Origin of the sequence: Acidithiobacillus albertensis (assembly GCF_001931655.1) — a bacterium.
Classification (GTDB): domain Bacteria; phylum Pseudomonadota; class Gammaproteobacteria; order Acidithiobacillales; family Acidithiobacillaceae; genus Acidithiobacillus; species Acidithiobacillus thiooxidans.
In genome coordinates this window covers 1,178,210-1,198,166 of the sequence record NZ_MOAD01000001.1, presented here as the reverse complement: position 1 = coordinate 1,198,166, position 19,957 = coordinate 1,178,210, and the positions used below count along the sequence as shown (strand labels likewise).

General features: G+C 54.3%; 19 protein-coding genes. 7 read left to right on the top strand and 12 right to left on the bottom strand.

The window, feature by feature from the left end:
• Nucleotides 1-52 precede the first annotated feature (52 nt).
• A complete protein-coding gene (locus tag BLW97_RS06240; RefSeq protein ID WP_024894265.1) occupies nt 53-424 on the top strand; it encodes a hypothetical protein in 372 nt (123 codons plus the stop codon).
• Entirely contained in the window at nt 421-2,373 is a 1,953-nt protein-coding gene (locus tag BLW97_RS06235) for a lytic transglycosylase domain-containing protein (protein WP_077218267.1), read from the top strand. The genes BLW97_RS06240 and BLW97_RS06235 overlap by 4 nt, the downstream gene beginning before the upstream one ends.
• Before the next feature lie 9 nt (nt 2,374-2,382).
• On the opposite strand, the gene BLW97_RS06230 is transcribed toward BLW97_RS06235, so the two are convergent.
• The 4 genes from BLW97_RS06230 to BLW97_RS06215 form a co-directional block, all read right to left on the bottom strand.
• The gene (locus BLW97_RS06230; RefSeq protein WP_242947715.1) at nt 2,383-4,797 is read right to left on the bottom strand and encodes a putative bifunctional diguanylate cyclase/phosphodiesterase; all 2,415 of its coding nucleotides are present in this window, start codon (nt 4,795-4,797) and stop codon (nt 2,383-2,385) included.
• A gap of 403 nt (nt 4,798-5,200) precedes the next feature.
• Nucleotides 5,201-5,815 carry a ferritin-like domain-containing protein gene (locus BLW97_RS06225; protein ID WP_143214856.1) on the bottom strand — a complete coding sequence of 205 codons (615 nt, stop codon included), beginning with the start codon at nt 5,813-5,815 and terminating at the stop codon, nt 5,201-5,203.
• Between the two features lie 94 nt (nt 5,816-5,909).
• On the bottom strand, nt 5,910-6,611 hold the full coding sequence (locus tag BLW97_RS06220) for an anti-sigma factor (RefSeq protein WP_075322668.1): 702 nt from the start codon (nt 6,609-6,611) through the stop codon (nt 5,910-5,912).
• Nucleotides 6,598-7,149, bottom strand: coding sequence for a sigma-70 family RNA polymerase sigma factor (locus tag BLW97_RS06215; RefSeq protein WP_024894450.1), 552 nt, complete (start codon nt 7,147-7,149; stop codon nt 6,598-6,600). The genes BLW97_RS06220 and BLW97_RS06215 overlap by 14 nt, the downstream gene beginning before the upstream one ends.
• Nucleotides 7,150-7,310: 161 nt before the next feature.
• Here BLW97_RS06215 and BLW97_RS06210 point away from each other — a divergent pair, with 161 nt between their 5' ends.
• Nucleotides 7,311-7,967 (top strand): hypothetical protein, encoded by a 657-nt coding sequence (locus BLW97_RS06210; protein ID WP_031569702.1) that lies wholly within the window; start codon nt 7,311-7,313, stop codon nt 7,965-7,967.
• On the opposite strand, the gene alaS is transcribed toward BLW97_RS06210, so the two are convergent.
• The 8 genes from alaS to BLW97_RS06170 form a co-directional block, all read right to left on the bottom strand.
• Nucleotides 7,964-10,597, bottom strand: coding sequence for an alanine--tRNA ligase (gene alaS / locus BLW97_RS06205; protein WP_075322667.1), 2,634 nt, complete (start codon nt 10,595-10,597; stop codon nt 7,964-7,966). The genes BLW97_RS06210 and alaS overlap by 4 nt on opposite strands.
• A 26-nt stretch (nt 10,598-10,623) precedes the next feature.
• Nucleotides 10,624-11,070 (bottom strand): regulatory protein RecX, encoded by a 447-nt coding sequence (locus BLW97_RS06200; RefSeq protein WP_075323588.1) that lies wholly within the window; start codon nt 11,068-11,070, stop codon nt 10,624-10,626.
• Nucleotides 11,071-11,097: 27 nt separating this feature from the next.
• Nucleotides 11,098-12,135 (bottom strand): recombinase RecA, encoded by a 1,038-nt coding sequence (recA, locus tag BLW97_RS06195; RefSeq protein WP_075323587.1) that lies wholly within the window; start codon nt 12,133-12,135, stop codon nt 11,098-11,100.
• Nucleotides 12,136-12,303: 168 nt separating this feature from the next.
• Nucleotides 12,304-13,149, bottom strand: coding sequence for a CinA family protein (locus tag BLW97_RS06190; RefSeq protein WP_075322666.1), 846 nt, complete (start codon nt 13,147-13,149; stop codon nt 12,304-12,306).
• A complete protein-coding gene (locus tag BLW97_RS06185; RefSeq protein ID WP_075322665.1) occupies nt 13,146-13,634 on the bottom strand; it encodes a phosphatidylglycerophosphatase A family protein in 489 nt (162 codons plus the stop codon). The genes BLW97_RS06190 and BLW97_RS06185 overlap by 4 nt, the downstream gene beginning before the upstream one ends.
• On the bottom strand, nt 13,624-14,646 hold the full coding sequence (gene thiL, locus BLW97_RS06180; RefSeq protein ID WP_075322664.1) for a thiamine-phosphate kinase: 1,023 nt from the start codon (nt 14,644-14,646) through the stop codon (nt 13,624-13,626). Before thiL ends, BLW97_RS06185 begins: the two co-directional genes overlap by 11 nt.
• A gap of 29 nt (nt 14,647-14,675) precedes the next feature.
• The gene (locus BLW97_RS06175) at nt 14,676-14,930 is read right to left on the bottom strand and encodes a DUF2442 domain-containing protein (protein ID WP_010639885.1); all 255 of its coding nucleotides are present in this window, start codon (nt 14,928-14,930) and stop codon (nt 14,676-14,678) included.
• Nucleotides 14,914-15,156 (bottom strand): DUF4160 domain-containing protein, encoded by a 243-nt coding sequence (locus BLW97_RS06170; protein WP_010639886.1) that lies wholly within the window; start codon nt 15,154-15,156, stop codon nt 14,914-14,916. Before BLW97_RS06170 ends, BLW97_RS06175 begins: the two co-directional genes overlap by 17 nt.
• Nucleotides 15,157-15,243: 87 nt before the next feature.
• Here BLW97_RS06170 and gluQRS point away from each other — a divergent pair, with 87 nt between their 5' ends.
• The 4 genes from gluQRS (at nt 15,244) to glnD (ending at nt 19,834) form a co-directional block, all read left to right on the top strand.
• Nucleotides 15,244-16,194, top strand: a complete 951-nt coding sequence (gluQRS, locus tag BLW97_RS06165) for a tRNA glutamyl-Q(34) synthetase GluQRS (protein ID WP_242947714.1) — start codon at nt 15,244-15,246, stop codon at nt 16,192-16,194.
• Nucleotides 16,195-16,270: 76 nt separating this feature from the next.
• A complete protein-coding gene (gene sfsA, locus BLW97_RS06160; protein ID WP_010639890.1) occupies nt 16,271-16,969 on the top strand; it encodes a DNA/RNA nuclease SfsA in 699 nt (232 codons plus the stop codon).
• Nucleotides 16,970-16,997: 28 nt separating this feature from the next.
• Nucleotides 16,998-17,807: a type I methionyl aminopeptidase gene (gene map, locus BLW97_RS06155; RefSeq protein WP_010639892.1), complete on the top strand. Its 810-nt coding sequence runs from the start codon at nt 16,998-17,000 to the stop codon at nt 17,805-17,807.
• Between the two features lie 2 nt (nt 17,808-17,809).
• Complete coding sequence (glnD, locus tag BLW97_RS06150; protein WP_242947711.1) at nt 17,810-19,834, top strand: [protein-PII] uridylyltransferase; 2,025 nt, start codon at nt 17,810-17,812, stop codon at nt 19,832-19,834.
• Nucleotides 19,835-19,957: the final 123 nt, after the last annotated feature.

The window sequence follows — 19,957 nt, the reverse complement described above, 5'->3', positions numbered from 1 at the left end:
TTATTTCCGGGACATTCATGCTGAATGGTCTCTAACATAGCAGGAAAAAAGCATGAAACAGCAAGAAGAACAGCGTCGCGACCGCTTCATCATCAGTGGGGCCCTGCATGGGGTGACCGACTCGGCATTGGCAGAACTTAAAGTCTTTGAAGAAATGGGCGGGCATGTAGAAGTACTACCGGAGAAACACCTCGTCCTGATCCAGTATGATGGTCGCTGTGGAGCAGAAGCAGAGGCTAAAATGGTGCAGATTTTGAAAAAAGCCGGTGAAAACTGTGATTCCCATGGGGTTATCTGCCACGGCAAGGATCACTGCGAACCACTGAATTTGCATGTTGGTCCGCTGGCGAAAGATCATCCGCAACGTTCACACTCTCTTGCAAAACACCTCGGCCGATGGCTTCACCTCAAAAAACAATCGTGAAGAAAAAATTATTGCTGTGGGCGGCCTGCATTTTTGCCGTAGCAGGCAGTGCTTATGCAGACAATATTCCCCTTAATTCGGCGCAGGAATCCCTGTTGCAAACGGCCGCAACGGCTTTTTCACAAGGTAATTACAGGCCAGCTGCAGAGGCCCTTCCCGCACTGGAAAATACGTATATAGGTTCCTGGGTAGGCTACTGGTCTTTACAACCCCGCCTTAAAACCTTGACCCAGGAGCAGTATCTCCAATATTCCGCGCGTTTTCCCGATGGTGTTGCCCACCATCTGCTGCGTCGGCAATGGTTGATCCACCTGGCGCATCGACAGGACTGGAATAACTTCACCCGCGTTTACCAATCCGGGCAAAAGCCGGATCTCATCCAGTTACGCTGTGACGCCCTGCGTGATCCCGCCTTACAAAATGAAAATGTGGTTTCTCCCTTTTTTCTGTGGAGCAGCGCGCCGGCCAGTAATCATTCCTGTAATGCCATGGCCCGCGACGGCCTGCAGCAAGGTCTGATTACCCAGGATCAACTCTGGCAGCGACTGCAGCAGATGTTTGAAGCATCGGCTTTTTCTGAAGCGCGCCATTTTGCGCCTTACCTGAATGGTCAGGCTGGAACAGAGCTGACTGCCACCATTGATCATCCCGATATCTGGATACAAACGCATATCCAGCAAAACGGCACGGGATCATGGTCCGGGACGCAAACCCGTCTTCTTGAACTTGCCCTGTTGCGCCTGGCAACCATTCACCCCCTGCAGACTGTAAAATTTGTGCAGCAAATCCATACCCTCAATGCGGCACAAAAAGCACGGGTACTGTATAACTGCGCTTTTCAAGCTACCCAGACTTTTCGTCCCGAATCCGGAAGCTGGTATCAGTTGGCCTATAACACCGACCCACAGTTTCATCCTCAGCCGGAAATGCTGGCCTGGATGGTACGGACTGCTATTCGGGTGGGACGCTGGACCATGGTGAACGATGCCGTCACCCTCATGAATCCTCCGCAAAGCCAGCAACGGCAGTGGCAGTTCTGGAAGGCCGTAGCCATGCTGCAACTGGGGCATACGGTGCAGGCGAAAGCAGAACTCGGCCCCCTCGCTTCCCCCTGGACTTATTATGGGCAGTTAGCCATGGCAGCGTTGGGACAGTCCCTGGATCTCAATACGAATACCGCCGCTGAACCAGAAGATGTTGCCCTACCCGTGTTGCAAGAAACTGCGTCTGAGCGGGCGGCCATCAAGCTCTATCAACTGGGCTTGTATTATGATGCCTTGAGTGAGTGGGATCATGACCTGAGTACCCTCTCCACTCCCGGCCAGATCAAGGCAACAGCCCGTATGGCTTTTCAGCAACAGGCCTGGTTACTGGGCATTCACGCCAGCAGCCTGATCCCCCATGGCGGTGACTGGCGTCAGGGCTATGTCCTCCCTTATGCTGATGAAATCAGCGGTGCCGCCAACCAGACAGGATTGCGCCGGGCCTTTCTGGCGGGTCTCATCCGCCAGGAATCGGGCTTTGCTTTTGGAATCCGTTCGGATGTTGGCGCGCAAGGGCTGATGCAGGTCATGCCTGCCACTGCTGAATGGTTGCAATCACACATTCCCGCCGCCGCCGATGCCGATCTGCACAGCATCCGGGGAAATCTGGTGCTGGGTTCCAATTATCTCAGCCTGCAACAGCAAAGTTTTGGCGGATCAGAGTTACTCGCGGCAGCCGCTTACAACGCCGGCCCGGGAGCACCCAAGCGCTGGCTGGGTCGTTGGGATGGTCCCACGCAAGGACCCTGGGCGGGTCCCATTTTTACTGCCAATATTCCTTACCGCCAAACACGCCATTATGTCCAGAGCGTACTGACCAATACCATTATTTATGCAGCCATACTGGATCGCCAGGCTCAGACCATCTGGCCGCAATGGCAGTTAAAAGCGACGACGCCCGGCTAACACGGATAATCAATCCTCACGAAGAATGGGTTTATAATGCGCTACCCAATTCAGAATATCCTCAGCCGGCATAGGCTGTGCTACGGCAAAACCCTGTAATACATTTACGCCCAGATCTGCGAGCTTGCGCGCATGTCCCAGGCTTTCTACACCTTCGGCCACAATTTCCAGGCCCAATGCCTGCGCAGTGGAAGCAACTCCGGCAACAATGGCCAAATCTTTGTTATCAACAAGGATATCGCGCACAAAACTCTGATCGATTTTAATGGTTTGTGCTGGCAATCGCTGAAGATAGGTTAGTGACGCATTCCCGGTGCCAAAATCATCCAGGGCAATGTGAATTCCCAACGCATTAATCGCCTGCAAAGTAGTAATGGCTGAGGGAAAATCAAGCATCGGCGCACTTTCTGTTACTTCCAGTTCAATCAAGTCCCGAGGAAAATCGGGATACCGGGCTAAAATAGCATGAATATCCTGCATAAAATCCGAGTCCAGAAGATGCCGGGCACTAATATTGATACCGACCCGCAGGAAAAAGCCTTGCTTACGCCAAAGCATTCCTTGATGCACTGCCGCATCCAGCACAAAACGCCCGATTTTTCGCGCCAGCAAGGGATGATCCAATGCGCTGGAAAAATGACTGGGATTGAGCAGACCTTCTCCTCTACCCGTGTCCAAACGTAACAGGGCCTCCACACCAAGTACATGCCCATGTAAGGCAACCAGCGGTTGATACCAAAGAACAAAACGATTTTCCGCTAGCGCCTGCTCAGCCATATGTATTCCTTCGGCGATAAGCTGCTGTTTCGCTTCTAATGCTTCATTGTAAAACACATAACCATTTCGTCCTGCGGTCTTGGCGGCGTACATCGCTAGGTCTGCCAAGCGTAATAACTGTCCTGGATCATCAGCATCCGAAGGGAAAGAAGAGATACCAATAGTTGCCGAAACCGTCACAAGACTGCCCAGCACTTCAACCGGCTCACTAATTTTCCCCAAGGCTTGCGTGAGCAAAACATCAATTTCTTTGATTTTCTGAGGCTTATACAGGATCAGACCAAATTCATCGCCACCCAAACGCGCGATAATATTTTGCTTGCCAAAAATGAGCTCCATACGTTTCGCCAGAGCGCAAAGCAGCACATCACCACTATCATGACCAAACAGATCATTGATTTGTTTAAACCCATCCAGATCCAAAATAGCCACAAAAAAGGAATTTACTCCCTGACCCACTTGACAGGCAGCTTCCAGATGTTGCTGAAACAGGCGTCTATTCGGCAATTGTGTGAGAGCATCATGCCCGGCCTGATGGGCAAGCTGATCGGCTAACTGCCGCCGTTGAGAAACGTCATGAAAAACCAGAACCACACCCAGTATTTGCCCGGTACGAGAACGAATAGGGGCTGCCGAATCTTCAATGGCATATTCATGACCATCTGCGCTGATCAGCGTGGTATGATTGGCAAGTCCCATGATTCGCCCTTCATCAAGCACCCGATGAACGGGGTTGGCAACGGTTTCTCGGGTCGTTTCATTGATGATTTTAAATACATTATCTAGCGGTTCGCCGCGAATATCGGAAATCTTCTTCCCCAGTAAATTTTCAGCCACTGAATTGGCACCCGTCACACGGGCCTGAGTATCCGTGGTAATCACTGCATCACCAATAGAAGATAAAGTAACCTCAGCACGCTCCTTGGCCTCCCAGATGGCCATTTCAGCATCACTGCGAAGCTTTTCCTGGAGTTCCGTGTAATACCTTAGGTAACGATAAACCAGCAATCCCAATAAAGCCAAGAAGGCAATTACCAATGAAGGACCAATCATACTGCGCGCCCACATACCCCATAATGTGCTGCGCAAGATACTGGCTCCGGCTATTAACGGATAATCAGGTACGTCTTCAACCGCCCCGAGGCGCCATTGGCCTACTGCTGTTGAATAACCCATATAAACGCCACCCGCCGAATGCGTATGAGCAGCTACGTAGCGAGCAGCAATTCCGGTTTGGCGTATAGTAAAAGAAGTCTTGTCCGGTGGCGGATTACGCGCCTCCAGATAACCATCTCGCCTGAGTAAAAACAGCCCGGTATGTGCCTGCAAAGGGTAGCCCATCCAGCACTTGAAGGCTCCATCAACCAAGGGCAACAATACAACTACAGTTACCACCTGATGATTTTTTAATTGTACGAGACGTTTGAATGGAATATACCAGAGCCTTTTCTGGATATCCGGAAACAAAGACCCGATATAAAAATCGCTTTTTAGAAAAAAATAATGGACATTTTGCATGGCCAACGAGTTCGTACCGGGATAATCTTTGCGGAACACTTCCGAAAGAACCCGTCCCTTGTCATCCATCACGGTAATATTCTGGATTGCAGGCTGTGCCTGCAGATAATTTTTTAACCGGTGAGACAAATTCAAATCTCGACCAGCCGACATATTGCGAAGACTGTCCGCAAGCAAATCCAGGGAGGACTGAACATTAAAAACACTTTGCGATGTACTATGGGCAAGAGCAACTGACAATATTCGTAGGTTAGCAATTTCCTGAGCCCTGACTTTCTCCCAAGTATAAAAACCAACCAACACCCAGGAAAGAGCCATCAGCAAGAAAAAAACCCAAACAGAGAATCCTAATAATCTTCTGCTGTAATTTTTCGATACATCAACTATTTTTCCGTGATGCGGCATAGGATGATTGTGAACCGTTAGAATGGTTCAATACTTTTAGCCAACTTTCAGCTTAATTTCAAGGCGCGTAAAAAAACCTGCATCACTAGGCAAGGGATGCAGGCTGCTGCGATAAAGTTATGAAACGTTAACTGGGCATGGCGGAGATGAAAGCTGCTGGCACCGGGAATTCTCCCAGGGCACTACGCAATACCGCAAAATGCATGGCTTCATCTCCTTCAATATTGGCTGCTGCATGGGCCAGTTCCGGATTACTGAACTCAGGCACCGTTCCCAGATAGGCCTTGGCAGCACCAACCTCCAGACCGGCCGCAAAATGCAGAACATCATTCTGATTTTTCAGCTTATCCAGAGGAAATCCCCACTTACTGGCCAATTCGGTCATCGGCGCTTTCAGAGAGACTTTCGGAGTAACCGGAGTCCCACCCAGCTTTTTGATGGTTTCGGCAAGAATAGCCGCATGGGCTTCATGATCTGCCTGAAATGACAGAGCTACTTTAAGCAATGCCGGGTCCAGCAGCTTGCTTTCGGCCCCGACCTGATAAGCAGCAATGGCCTGATGTTCCGCATTCAGGGCAAAGTTCAGCAAATATAAATCATGCTTCGGGCCTTTGGGCATGGCTGCCGCTTCTGCCAGAGCGGGCATGGTTAAACTACCGACCGCAGCCAGTCCCAACCCGAACAATACACTTTTTTTGAAAAAATCCCGACGATCCAAACCTTGATTTTCCATTTCTTTCATGACGTTCTCCTGAGTACGTGACAGCAATATTGCCATCCTCAACTAAATACGCATTCGCTCCATGCTTGGATGCAACAAGATGATTATTGCAGACTCAACTACTTAAATGCGTCGATAAAATATCTGCCTTGTATAATATGGCCGTGGTCGGCTGGCCCGTTGGCGAACCGCCTTCTGGCTCCATGGTCACCGCAATCAGGGCAACCGAGCGCATATCCAGATGGTCTGGAGTAATCAATATCGGTGTGCGTCCTGGATGGGTCGGCAATAACCCCATGGATATGGGCTTTTTACCCGGAACAATGGCCCAGAGCTGCAAGGATTTATCGGCAGGCAAAGACATGCTGCGCATGGTCACCAAGGCCATGTGATGATCATTGGCCCGCAGCATCCACACCGCCTGACCTGATGTATTGTTCAACACCGCCATATAAGGCATTCGCGGCGGTGCTGGCCAGAGCAGCAGAAGAACCAGTGCCAGCGCCAGGCCAGCCGACATGGTGCGCCACAGCCCAAGTTTCTGCCACCAGGAAACATGGCTGGCTATATCTGCGTTAACGGCACGCGCTGGCAATTCTGCTACAACCCCTTGCCAGACCGAATGCGGGGGCGCGATGGGTGGCTCCTGCAGACTGTAAGGCATCAGGGTGTCCTCCCACTCTGCCACCCGAGCAGCCAACCAGGGACGAGAGCGCAGCATGTGGGCAAAACGCAGCCTTGCCCGCCCGCGCAAGGTTCCCAGTACGTAGGAACCCGCGAGCAGGTCCGCAAGCTTTGGCCACTTATTCAGATTCATGATGCAAACAGTCTCTCAAACTTAAAAGTCCCCGACGAATCCAGCTTTTGACCGTACCCAAAGCTTCACCAGCAAAGCGCGCCACTTCGTCGTAACTGGCTGCGCGATAAAAAGCCTGGGAAATAGCCTGCCTTTGATCGCTGGGAAGTTGTTCAAGGCAATCCAATAAAAGTTGCTTTTCCGAAGCCATCCGGGGGTCAGCAGGAAATTCCCGTTCCCCCCACTGCTCCCAGTTTTCGTCTTCCCAACCTGGCTGGTCTTTCGGAAGCCGTCTTAATTCATCAATAGCCTGATAGCGGACAATTGCCGCTGCCCAAGCCATGGGAGCGCCCCGACCTGCTTGATATTCTCCCGCTTTTAACCAGATTTTCACAAACGCATCCTGTAAACAATCGGCCGCACGGCCCTGCTCTCTTAAAATACGCAAAGCAACGGGAAACAGATGCGCAGCCGTAGCATCGTAAAAATCACGAAAGGCTTGCTGATCAGCAAGCGCTACTTTCTGCAGGAGTTTTTCCAGTTCGGCGACTTCAGGCACCGGTTATCACCGTAACCTGATAAACAAAAATTTACATTTTACATCTCGATTCATGGGACAACACACCTTAATCTGTATTTCACAGGCAAAAGCATAGCGCAAAAATCTTGTCCTGTACCATGTAGTCGCATTTTGAAGATTTTTCGGAGAGGATGATAATCATGAAAAAATTGTGGATAAAAAGTCTTTTGACCAGCGCCGTGCTGGCGGGACTGGGATTGAGTAGTGCGGCCTTTGCTGGCCCCGTAGATATACAACTCAATGTAGGAACCCAGCCAGTGTATGCGGCACCTGGATACCCCCCAGCCATTCTTACGGCACCGCCCTTGATGGTCTGGCTGAGCAACCTGGGTGTTTATGCGGCCTATGGCGCTTCGCAACCCATTTTTTATCAGGGTTCCAACTACTATTATTATTACGGCAACCGCTGGTGGTCGGGTCCGGGCTATCGTGGTCCGTGGCGCCCCATAGCGGCTCCGCCGCCCGCATTGCGGCGCTGGAATCATCGCGATTGGCAGCGCGTCCAAAGAGATGCTGGCCGCTATTCCCGAGACCCACATTGGCGGCATTTCCGTCCGGCAGAAAGGCCCATGCCAGGGCCGCAGCAGCGGCCGCAACCAGGGCGTCCCGGTGGTCCACAGTTTCAGCATCCCCATCGTCCGCAGATGCAACAGCGCCCGCAACCCATTCAGCGTCCAGCCCCCGGACATGGTCGTCCCGATAATGGTCCGGGGCGGGGTCGCGGGCAGCCAGGTTCAAAACCGGACCGTGGACATCAGAATCAGGGCAACGGCCAGCCCTGGCAGGGCAACCACTAGGCCAGCTTGTTTCTGACCCAATCGCGGGCGGCCTGGAGCGCATCATCCAGTGCCGCCGGATTACCGGCACCAGCCTGGGCCATGTCGGGTCGGCCGCCACCTTTACCACCCAGCGGCAAAGCTACCACATTCACCAGATCACCCGCGTGAATCCGGCCAGCCAGGGTTTTCGCAACAGCAGCAATCAAGGCTACTTTTTCCCCTTCAACTCCAGCCAGGACAATCACGGCTTCGGGAAGCTGACTGCGCAGACGATCCAGCGCATCACGCAAGGCCTTACCATCCATACCCTCCAGACGGCTGATGAGAACCGGCACACCAGCCACCTCTTCACTTCGGGCAGCGAGATCTGCGCCAGCCCGTGCTGCTTCATCCCGCTTGATTTTTTCCAGTTCTTTTTCGAGTTGACGCAGACGCTCAAGGGTCTGAGCCAGACGCTGATCCAGATCTGCTGGTGCCACTTTGAGCAAGCTGGCTGCGGCCTGCAGACGTTGTTCATCGCGCTGGATAAGCTCCAGAGCCGCCGCTCCGGCTACGGCTTCAATACGACGAATACCCGCCGCTACGCCACTTTCGCTGAGAATCTTGAAAACCCCCATATCCCCGAGCGCCTGCACATGCGTGCCACCACAAAGCTCCAGTGAAAAGTCGCCCATGCGCACGACGCGGACTTCATCACCGTACTTTTCACCGAACAGCGCCATGGCGCCCAGAGCCTGGGCTTCGGCAATGGGCAGAACTTGCGTATCAGCAGCGTAATTTTCACGAATCACCGCATTAACGCTGCGCTCTATCTCCTGCAACTGCGCCGAAGTCAGGGGTTCAGGATGGCTGAAATCAAAGCGCAGCCGCTCCGGATTGACCAGCGAACCTTTCTGCTGGACATGAGAACCGAGAATGTTGCGCAAAGCGGCATGCAGCAGATGGGTGGCAGAATGATGGGCAGCGGTCGCCCGCCGGGCCAGCTCATCCACGCTGGCCAGCAAGGTGTCTCCGGTCTGGAGGCGACCCGACTGCAGCACACCCACATGCACATGCAAACTGCCCATGGGCTTTTGGGTATCATTCACCAGAAATACGGCATTTTCGGACTGTAATTCGCCGCGATCACCCGACTGCCCGCCCGATTCTCCATAAAAAGGGGTCTGATCGAGAATCACGATGCCCTTGTCCCCGGCGTCAAGAAAAGCTACTTCTTCGCCATCACGCAACAGCGCCAGCACTTTTCCCTCACCCACACATTGGGAATAACCCGTAAATTGGGTAGCGGCAAGTCGCATGGTGAGGTCGTGATAAATCCGCTCGGTTTTGACTTCGCCACTGCCGCTCCAGGCGGCGCGGGAACGATTACGCTGCTCACTCATGGCTACTTCATAGCCTTCCATGTCCATACGCAGGTTTCTTTCGCGGGCGATGTCGGCGGTTAAATCCACCGGGAAACCATAGGTATCGGCCAATCGGAAGATAATCTCACCAGGAATGGCCGCATCAGCGGGCAATCCGGAAATGGCGTCTTCCAGCAGACTCAGGCCACGTTCCAAAGTTTCCCGGAAACGGGTCTCCTCACGCTCCAGAGCGCGTTCTACATCAAGCTGTGCCTGAGCCAGTTCAGGAAAGGCCGTCCCCATTTCGCGTACCAGTGGTGCAACCAGTTTATGAAAAAACACGCTTTCCATGCCCAGCTTGCGGCCATGCCGGACCGCGCGCCTAATGATGCGGCGCAACACATAGCCGCGCCCTTCATTGGCCGGCAGTACGCCGTCCGTAATCAGAAAACTGCAGGCACGAATATGGTCGGCAAGTACCCGCAGACTGGTATCTGTTGCGGCATCCTGACCATAGGCTTTGTCGGAAATTTCGGCCGCTGCCGCAATCAAGGGCTTGAATAAATCCGTGTCGTAATTATTGTGGACACCCTGCAGAACGGCCGCGAGACGTTCCAGACCCATGCCGGTATCCACGGAAGGTTTGGGGAGCGGGGTCAGTTTCCCACTGCTGTCGCGGTCGTACTGCATGAAAACCAGATTCCAGATTTCAATATAACGATCCCCGTCTTCTTCAGGGCTACCGGGAGGGCCTCCCGGAACATCCGGGCCGTGGTCATAAAAAATTTCCGAGCAAGGACCGCAAGGACCGGTATCTCCCATACTCCAGAAATTGTCTTTCGCGCCACAACGGGAAATGCGCGCTGGATCAATACCCATTTCATTGATCCAGATCTGAGCGGCTTCGTCGTCTTCTTCATAAACCGTAATCCAGAGCTTAGCCGCCGGAAGCCCCAGTTTTTCTATCAGAAATCGCCAAGCGAAGCCAATGACTTCGCGCTTGAAATAATCCCCGAAGGAAAAATTGCCGAGCATTTCGAAAAAGGTGTGATGGCGGGCCGTATAACCCACGTTTTCCAGGTCATTATGTTTTCCGCCCGCCCGCATGCAGCGCTGGGAAGAAACAGCGCGCTGGTAGGGACGTTGCTCCAGACCCAGGAACACGTCCTTGAAAGGAACCATACCGGCATTGGTAAATAGTAAGGTCGGATCATTGCGGGGAATCAGCGAACTGGAGGGCACAATCTGATGACCCTGTTCCACAAAATAATCCAGAAAAGCTTGGCGAATGGCTTGCGCTTGCATAGGTCTTCCGTCATCCATAAAAAAATCTAGTCGTTAAAATCATCCGCATTGTTGCCCGGATCCGCCAGTACGCGTCGTATCTGTTCGGGCAAAAATCCCCGTCCCGCCAAAAAACGTGCACGCCGCGCATATTCCCGGGCATTTTCGGGGGCTGTGTTACCAAAACGTTTTCGGTAAGCGGCCTGCGCCTGTAGCTGCCAATTGACACTTTGCATTGCCATGCCATCTTGCTCTTTAACATCAACCCCTGCCCGCTGTAAATCCTGACGCAGGCGTAAGGGGCCATGCCCCTGGCGCAGCCGGGTTCGGGTCAACATTTCCAAGTAACGCTGGTCATCCTGATAACCGGATGCTTTCAGGCTGTCGAGGACCATCTGTAACTGCAAGTTATCAAAACCCGCGTGCAGCAGTTTGTCCTGCAACTCCTTGCGACTGTACTCCCTGCGCGCCAGCAGGCGCAGGGCAATGGTCATGGGATCGGCAGGAGAATGGCTGGACAATTATTCGGCTGCCGCAGGCTCCACAACATCATCCGTAAATGCCAGCGGATTACCGGCCGCAGCAGCACGAACCTGTTGCTCGATTCTGGTCGCCAGTTCCTTGTGCTCCTTGAGATACTGACGGGCATTATCCTTACCCTGACCAATACGTTCACTCTGATAGGAGTACCAGGCTCCACTTTTTTCAACAATTTCAAACTTGACACCCAGGTCCACCAACTCCGAAAGGCGGGAAATACCCTCGCCGTAATAAATGGCAAACTCGGCTTCGCGAAAAGGCGGAGCCACCTTGTTTTTGACGACTTTGACCCGGGTATCATTGCCCATGACCTCGTCACCTTTTTTGATGGCACCAATCCGGCGAATATCGAGGCGTACGGAAGCATAGAACTTCAGGGCATTCCCACCGGTCGTGGTTTCCGGACTGCCATACATGACCCCGATTTTCATGCGGATCTGATTGATGAAAATCACCAGAGTATTGGTTCGGGAAATATTGGCGGTGAGCTTGCGCAGGGCCTGACTCATCAAACGCGCCTGGAGGCCAACGTGCGAGTCGCCCATATCGCCTTCAATTTCCGCCTTGGGCGTCAGGGCAGCTACCGAGTCCACCACAATCAGGTCCACGGCGCCGGAACGCACCAGCATGTCGGCGATTTCCAGGGCCTGTTCGCCGGTATCCGGCTGGGAAACCAGCAGATTTTCGAGATCAACCCCAAGCTTGTGGGCATAGCCGGGATCCAGAGCATGTTCGGCATCAATAAAAGCGGCAGTGCCTCCGGCTTGCTGACAACTGGCAATGGCATGCAGGGTCAGTGTGGTTTTACCGGAAGATTCGGGTCCATAAATTTCGACCACCCGACCTCTTGGCAGACCGCCAACCCCCAAAGCCAAATCCAGACCCAAGGAGCCGGTAGAGTAAACCGCAATATCCTTGATGGCGTTGTGGTCACCCAGGCGCATCACTGCACCTTTTCCAAACTGCTTGTCAATCTGGGACAAAGCGGCCGAGAGGGCCTTGCTGCGTTGATCATCCATCATGTTGTCCTTTTCTGAATTGAGAAGAGTATTCCACTCGGGCATAACCCGTTTTTGCAGCGGCCTGCTCCGGGCATCCAGGCATCGACCGACCCGGTTGTCCAATCTATATTTCCGCGCATTCTACCTGAGCAACCGGAATGGGCAAAGACGCCCGGGATAAAACTTTCATCCACACAGCAAACCCAGCAGACCACCCAATGCCACCGATCCGGATGCATACTGTACGTTCCAGCGATCACCGCGAAAATGGCAGGTACGAACCTGTTGTTGACCATTGCGCTGTCCCCAGGCAATACAGACCGTGCCAACCGGCTTGCCCGGCACCGCCCCGCCCGGACCGGCGATACCCGTAATCGCCACGCCCAGATCGGCTTCGCGCAGGAGACCATTGAGCATTTCCAGAGCCGTCTCTTCGGATACCGCCCCATAGCGCATCAGGGTTTTTGCCTGTACCCCAAGAAAGTGGCGCTTGGCAGTATTGCTATATGTCACTATACCGTGCTGCAAAAGCGCCGATGATCCCGATAAAGCGGTAATCCGGGCTGCGAGGCCGCCACCGGTGCAGGATTCGGCCAGGGCCAAACGCGGCCCACCTGCTTTGGAGCAATGTTGCAACAGTGCCCATTCTGGTGGCGCCATGGACAAATCAAAAGCGTTCGATGTTTTTTCCTGAAGCCAGAATTCACCGGGTAAAATTTCTGTGCCCTGACTCTGATCGCTAAAGTGACTGAAACTTTGTGGACAAGGTGGTAAATAATGCTCCGCCCAATCGCGCAGACCCTGCCAGTCGCCAGCCGGGACCAAGGCACGCTGCGGAATGACTTTCCAGGCAGCGGCGTTGGCAAAAGCGCCGATGCCCAGTGCCGCACCCTCTATATCGGGCAGGACAGCGGTCAGCTCGATGCGCGCACGCACTCCACTCCTTAAGGCCCAGGCTTCCAGGCGCTGAGCATCGGGCAACACCGCTGGCCGCATGGGCAAAAAAATATGCAGTAATTCGCCGCTGTTCATAACCAACCCATCGCTTGCAGCCCCTGTAAAATCAGCCAAGCTGGAATCGCTGCCGCCATGTCATCCAACATAATGCCCGTTCCACCATGAATATGTCGATCCAACCAGGAAATAGGCCAGGGTTTGAGCATATCGAAAAAACGGAACAGCAAAAAACCGATGCCCAAGGCTGCCCAACTGAACGGTATCCAGTACAGGGTCATCAACAGACCCACCCATTCATCCCAGACAATGGCGGGTGGGTCAAGGGCACGCTTGCCGGCTGCACCGTGACGCAGGTCTTCGGCAGTCTGACCACAAAGCCGGGGACCCACAGCGATCATGAGCAAAAGGACAGCAGCATATATCCACAGATTGTGCAGCAGTAAAACCAGCAGCAAGTAAAGCGGAACAGCCGCAATGGTACCCATGGTTCCCGGAAGAATGGGCGATAGGCCACTGCCTCCACCAAAAGCCAGCCAGTGATACCAGGGCCTAGAAAACATGTTGGTGACCCCGTATGCCCGGCAGTGCCAAAGGCCGCTCCTGCCAGTAAATATCTACAGACTCAGTGGGTTGCGAGTCTGCTGGCAAAATCTGCCCCACTGCCGTTATTGGCAGAGCACAGCTATGCGCGATATTCAGCAATGCCGGGGTCAGCGACGGTGGCGCACAAAAAATCAGTTCATAATCATCTCCGCCGGTCAGAGGCCAGCGTTGCCAGCGTGCCAAGTCCTGATCAATGCAATCACGCAAAGCCGGACTGAGGGGCAGATGCTCAAGATCAACCCGGGCCCGCAGCCCGGAGGCCTTGAGGATATGATCGAGATCAGCCAGAAAACCATCAGAACAGTCCAGAGCGCAGGCCACTCCGGCAGCCTGTGCCGCCCGGCCGAAGTCCAGGCGCGGGAGCGGACGCAAGCGCCGGGCTTCCAGTGCTTGGGCCTGCGTCGCCGGACCGGCAAAATCATAGCCCGGCAGGCCACGTGCCACAAAAGCCAGATCCAGGGCGGCTGCCGCATCTCCCAGTGTCCCGGTCACCCAGATCAGATCACCGGGACGGGCGGCATCGCGCCGCATGATACCCTGCTCCGCTACGCCCAATACGGTAACAGTCAAAGTCAGCGGACCATCTGTTGCGACCGTGTCTCCACCGACCAGCGCCACGCCAGTGCTCTCAGCCAGAGTATGCCAACCCTCGGCAAATGCTTCCAACCAGGGCGAATAGCCTTCCGCACGCATCGGCAAAGCCAGACTGAGCAGGCACCAACGCGGCTGCGCCCCCATGGCGGCCAGATCGCTGAGATTCACGGCCAGGGCTTTCCAGCCCAGATCGGCAGGATCCACATCGGCGAAAAAATGGCGGCCAGCAACCAGTGTATCCATGCTGGTCACCAGCGACTGTCCCGCCGGATCCAGCCAAGCTGCATCATCTCCCATTCCCAGGAGCACCCCCTTCCCGCCGCCACCCAGCCTGCCTTGCAACTGCTCAATGAGTGCAAATTCTCCAACCGCCATGAATGCTCCGTTTTTAAACTGGTCCGCGCTTAAGCAGCGCTTTCGTGATGCCGGGACTGATCACCAATGCCCGCAAGTAATCCCTCCACTAAAATATCTTCATCCAGTTCCGGCCAGTGCAACCCGCTACCACCACCACTAATTTCGTAGATCATCCGCTGTTCAGGGCTGGCCCTTAACAAACGTGGGAAATAGGCCAACGGCACACCCAAAGTACGCCCATCCAACAAATCTACCCAGAGCATTTCACTCTTGAAATATACAGATTTAGCTAAAGAATTCATGCCATGCCTCCTCAATTTCCTGCCGGTGACTGGCTACAATTGTGGCAAGCCAGCCCTGCTCCTGACTATTCAAACCATAACTCTCCGCAAGACACAGCTCGGGATCAAGCCAGAATTTGGCAACCGCTGCACCTTTACGTACATGAATGTGTAGAGGCTCCCTTGGGTTTCCCTCATTGGAATAGAAAAAGAAGGCATATCCTTCTACGCGGAAAATTACCGGCATACCTGACCATTCATTCCTGTGTTAGATTTGCTTGAATTGTACAGCAAACCGAAATAAACCATAGTCAACGGAAATGCTTTACACCTTTTGGAATCAGCGCGCATTCATCAAGCCATGTCCAGTCTTTCGCCACCAACAATGCCCCAAGCACAGGCCCGGAAAAAGCCGGTCGTGGGGCGCTTTGCGCCCTCCCCCAGTGGTCCCCTGCATGCCGGTTCGCTGATTGCAGCCATTGGCAGCTATCTCAGCGCGCGCAGTCAGAGTGGGCTTTGGCTGCTGCGTATGGAAGATGTGGACGGGGACCGGGTGCGGCCCGGAGCTGCGGACACGATTTTGCGTCAGCTGGAAGCACTCGGCCTTGATTGGGATGGCCCAATCTGCTGGCAGTCTCAACGTCATGATTATTATCAACAAGCCTTGGACCATTTGATAAAGGAAGGTGATGCCTACCCCTGCGCCTGTACGCGACAGGAAATCCGCCAGCACGGCGGCAATTATCCCGGCACCTGCCGCCATGGACTGGCAGCAGGTCGAACAGCACGCTCCTGGCGACTGCGCGTTCCCGAACAGTTTCCCGTCTGGAAAGATCGTTTTCACGGCCTTCAGAACACGCCTCCCGAACAGGGAGATCCAGTTCTGCTCCGCGCCGATAATTATTTTGCTTATCTACTGGCTTGCGTGGTCGATGACGGCGCACAGGGCGTGAGCGAGGTCATCCGTGGAGGCGACTTACGCACGTTTACTGGAGTCCAGCGCTATTTGCAAAGCCTCCTGCACCTGCCCCGGACAGAATATGGGCACCTGCCACTCCTCTGCAATGCCGATGGCAGCAAGCTTTCCAAAAGCAGTCAGAGCCCGGCCTGGACAGGAAGCCCCGGACAAGGCTGGGAAACAACCCTGGGCCTGCTGGGTTGGGACACCCCCGCCGAACTCCACGGCGCATCCGCTGAACAGTGGCGCAACTGGGCGCTGGCGGAGGCACGGGGCAAGACACCATTCTGGCATCCACCGGCTACAAGCGTTACGCTGCCCCTATGAATATTGACCCGATAGTTGTTCTGGAGGCTTTTCTGCGACTTTGGCCTGCGCCGTCAGGACGGCTGTCGGCACAACGATGAATTTACCGGAACTGGTCCCCGCCACCCTGATTCGTCGCTACAAACGTTTCCTGGCGGACTGCGAACTCGAAACCGGCGAGCAAATCACCATACATTGCCCCAACTCGGGAAGCATGCGCAGTTGCGCAGAACCCGGGCAAGCCATTCTCATTTCCCACAGTGACAACATCAAACGCAAACTGGCCTGGACCTGGGAGCTTTACTGGAGTGGCAGCAGCTGGGTATGCATCAATACCCAGCGCCCCAATCACATTGTGGCCGAAGCCATTGTCACCGGGCAGATTCCCGCCCTGCAGAATTATGACGAACTGCGGCGCGAAGTGCCCTATGGCAGCCATGAACGGGTAGATATCCTCTTGCAGAATCCCCAGCGTCCACCCTGCTATGTCGAAGTCAAATCCTGCACCCTGCTCGATCCTGATGGCGTCATCCGTTTTCCCGATGCGGTCAGCACCCGCGCCCTGCGCCACCTGCATGCACTCCGCGAGGTCGTAGCCAACGGTGGGCGCGCCGTCATGTTTTTTTTGATTGGCCGCGAAGATGGTCAGGGTTTTGCCCCGGCCGACCAAGTGGACCCGGCTTATGGACAGGCGCTCCGGGAAGCGCGCAGGGCGGGTGTGGAAGTACTGGCCTACCGAACCCGGGTCAGTCCTGATAAAATAGTCATTGATGCGGCAGAGCAGCTACTTTTTTAGCCGCTTTGAGTCGCCCCAGGAGAATCTCATGTTACAACGTCGAAAAAATCCCCCTCAGGGCAACATCAAAACCCCTGAAGAAGTCGTAAAAATGCGTACTGCCGGGCATTTGACCGCCATGGTGCTCAACATGATTCGGCCTCATGTCAAAGCCGGAATCACTACCGGAGAATTGGACCGGATTTGTCACGATTATATTGTCAACGATTTACAGGGAATTCCTGCCCCGCTGAATTATCAGCCCAGTCCGGAATATCCACCCTTCCCCAAATCGGTCTGTATTTCCCTCAACCACGTCATCTGCCACGGTATTCCCGGCGACCGGGTTTTAAAAGATGGAGATATGCTGAACATTGATGTGACGGTCATCAAGGATGGCTACCACGGCGATAGCAGTAAAATGTTTACGGTTGGCGAAGTCCCCTTGCGTTCCAGAAGGGTGATGGAAGTTGCCCACGAGGCCATGGTGCGCGGCATTGAGCAAGTCCGACCGGGCGCCACCCTGGGCGATGTCGGCCATGCAATTCAGATCTATGCTGAAGCCCAGCACTGCTCGGTGGTGCGGGAATTCTGCGGGCATGGCATCGGCCGGGTATTTCACGATGAACCACAGGTGCTGCATTACGGCAACCCCGGCGAAGGCGTGGAGTTGGTGGCAGGGATGACGTTTACCATTGAACCCATGATCAATGCCGGCAAACGTCACATCAAGGCGTTACCCGACGGCTGGACCATTGTCACCAAGGATCACAGTGCCTCGGCGCAATGGGAGCATACCATTCTGGTCACCGACGACAGCTACGAGGTATTGACCCAACTCCCCGGCGATCCCATCTGAACATGCCCGAATTCATGGCAGGCGAGAACCTGTCAGGCGTACCGGAAACCCTGCGTCAGGAACGGTCTGTTTTACAGAGCCGTTTCTCTCCACGGCAGAGTAGTCGCTCGCTCTTGCGCCAGCACTGTGCTCTACTGGACAAATCCTTGCGCAAAATCTGGCGTCAGACTGCAGCAGAGCATGAACAGAGCGTAACCAGACTCAGCCTGATTGCCGTAGGAGGTTATGGGCGCGGGGCCCTATTTCCCGGCTCGGACCTTGACCTGCTGATTCTCACACCACCCGCACTTTCGGAAGACGAAGAGCAGTTCATTCATTTTTTTCTGACGGCGCTGTGGAATTTGCAAATGGAAGTAGGCTCCAGTGTGCGGTCGGTTCAGGAATGCCTGGAAAAGGCGCGAGAAGATCTCAGCATTGCCAGCACGTTTCTGGAGGCCCGTTATCTTTACGGATCGCGGGAATTATTGGCGCAACTGAAAGAAGCCCTCCGCGCCAATCCGCCCTGGAAACCCGAAGTTTTTTTTGCTGCCAAACTCGCCGAACAGGAAAACCGCCACGCCCGCTGTAGCGATACGGCTTTTCATCTGGAACCCAACCTGAAAGAGGGTCCCGGCGGGCTTCGCGATATTCATCAGCTGCAATGGCTGACTGGTAGCATTTTCGGAGACAGCAGCCTGCTGTGCCTGCGCCAGAAAAACCTGGTCACCCCGGAAGAATATCGGCAACTTCTCCGGGCTCAGTCTTTTCTGACGCGCCTGCGCATCACCCTGCACTATGCCAGCGGCCGCCATGAAGACCGCTTGCGTCTGGAGCAGCAACGCCAACTCGCCGAGGTACTGGGTTACCAGGAGCGTCCCGGCCGCAGTCCAGTTGAACAGCTCATGCAAAAGCTTTATCGCGCTTTTGCCGACATTATGCGCATTGCTGCCATTGCTCAGGAAAATATTGCCCTATACCTGGCTGATCAGGGCAGCCTGGGCGAAGATTCAGCACAACCTGTGCGGAATACAGTGCCCCTTCCCCAGGCAGACGATCCGCAATTATTGCAGAAAATATTACGCCTGTTTCGCGAGCTGGCCGAAAACCCGCAGAGCATTTCTCTGGACGCATTGACCCAACGCGCGCTTTATAAGTTGCGCAGTAAAATCCAGCCCCGCAATCTTGAACAGGATCCCATCGCCAGAAATGAATTCCTGGCGCTGCTGGCGCAAGCAGATGGCGCTTATGACAGCCTGAAAATCATGCACCAATGTGGCATCCTCGGGCGGCTGATTCCCGCTTTTGAACGCATTACCGGCCGTATTCAGCATGATCTGTTTCACGTCTATACCGTCGATCAGCACACTCTGTTTCTGCTGCGGAATATTGGACTGCTTCATAAGCAGGAAGAAACCCGGATGTCCGTACTCAAACAGGCCTGGGCACAAGTGGATAAGCCGGAACTGCTGGTTCTGGCCGGGTTATTTCATGATATCGGCAAGGGCCGGGGCGGCGATCATTCCCAAATTGGTGCACAGGAAGTACGGCGTTTTGCCCGACGCCTGCAGCTGTCCGCCAGAGACACGGAACTGATGATCTGGCTGGTGGAGCAGCACCTGCAGATGAGTACGGTCTCCCAACGCCGTGACCTGGAAGATCCTCAGGTCATCCAGGATTTTGCCAGAATGGTCGGCGATGAACGGCATCTGGCCTACTTGCTGTTACTGACCGTAGCAGACATGCGTGCCACCAACCCGGACCTCTGGAACGACTGGAAAGGCTTGTTGCTCAGCACCTTGTATCGCGCTACGGCTACCGAATTGCAGCAGGAAGATCGCAGCCGTCAAGACCTGCCGCACATTGTCCGGGATCGTCAGGAAAACGCGTTGCAATGCCTGACGCAGGAAGAACAAACCCGCGCCAGAATATTCTGGCAGCATTTATCAGGGGCCTATTTTTCACGTTACAGCGAAAATGAACTGTTATGGCACATTCAACAGATTCTCGCCCATAAAAGTCGTAGGCTCTTCGTCAGATTGAGTGGGTAGGGGGTAGAATGCTGTGGAGCGGTCGTGCCCTGAATAGGAGTTAGCTGATGGTCCCTGAAGAGCTGTTTTCTCTCGCGTTAGGATTGGTTCCGCCGTGGTTGGTGGATCATGTGACTTTCACGG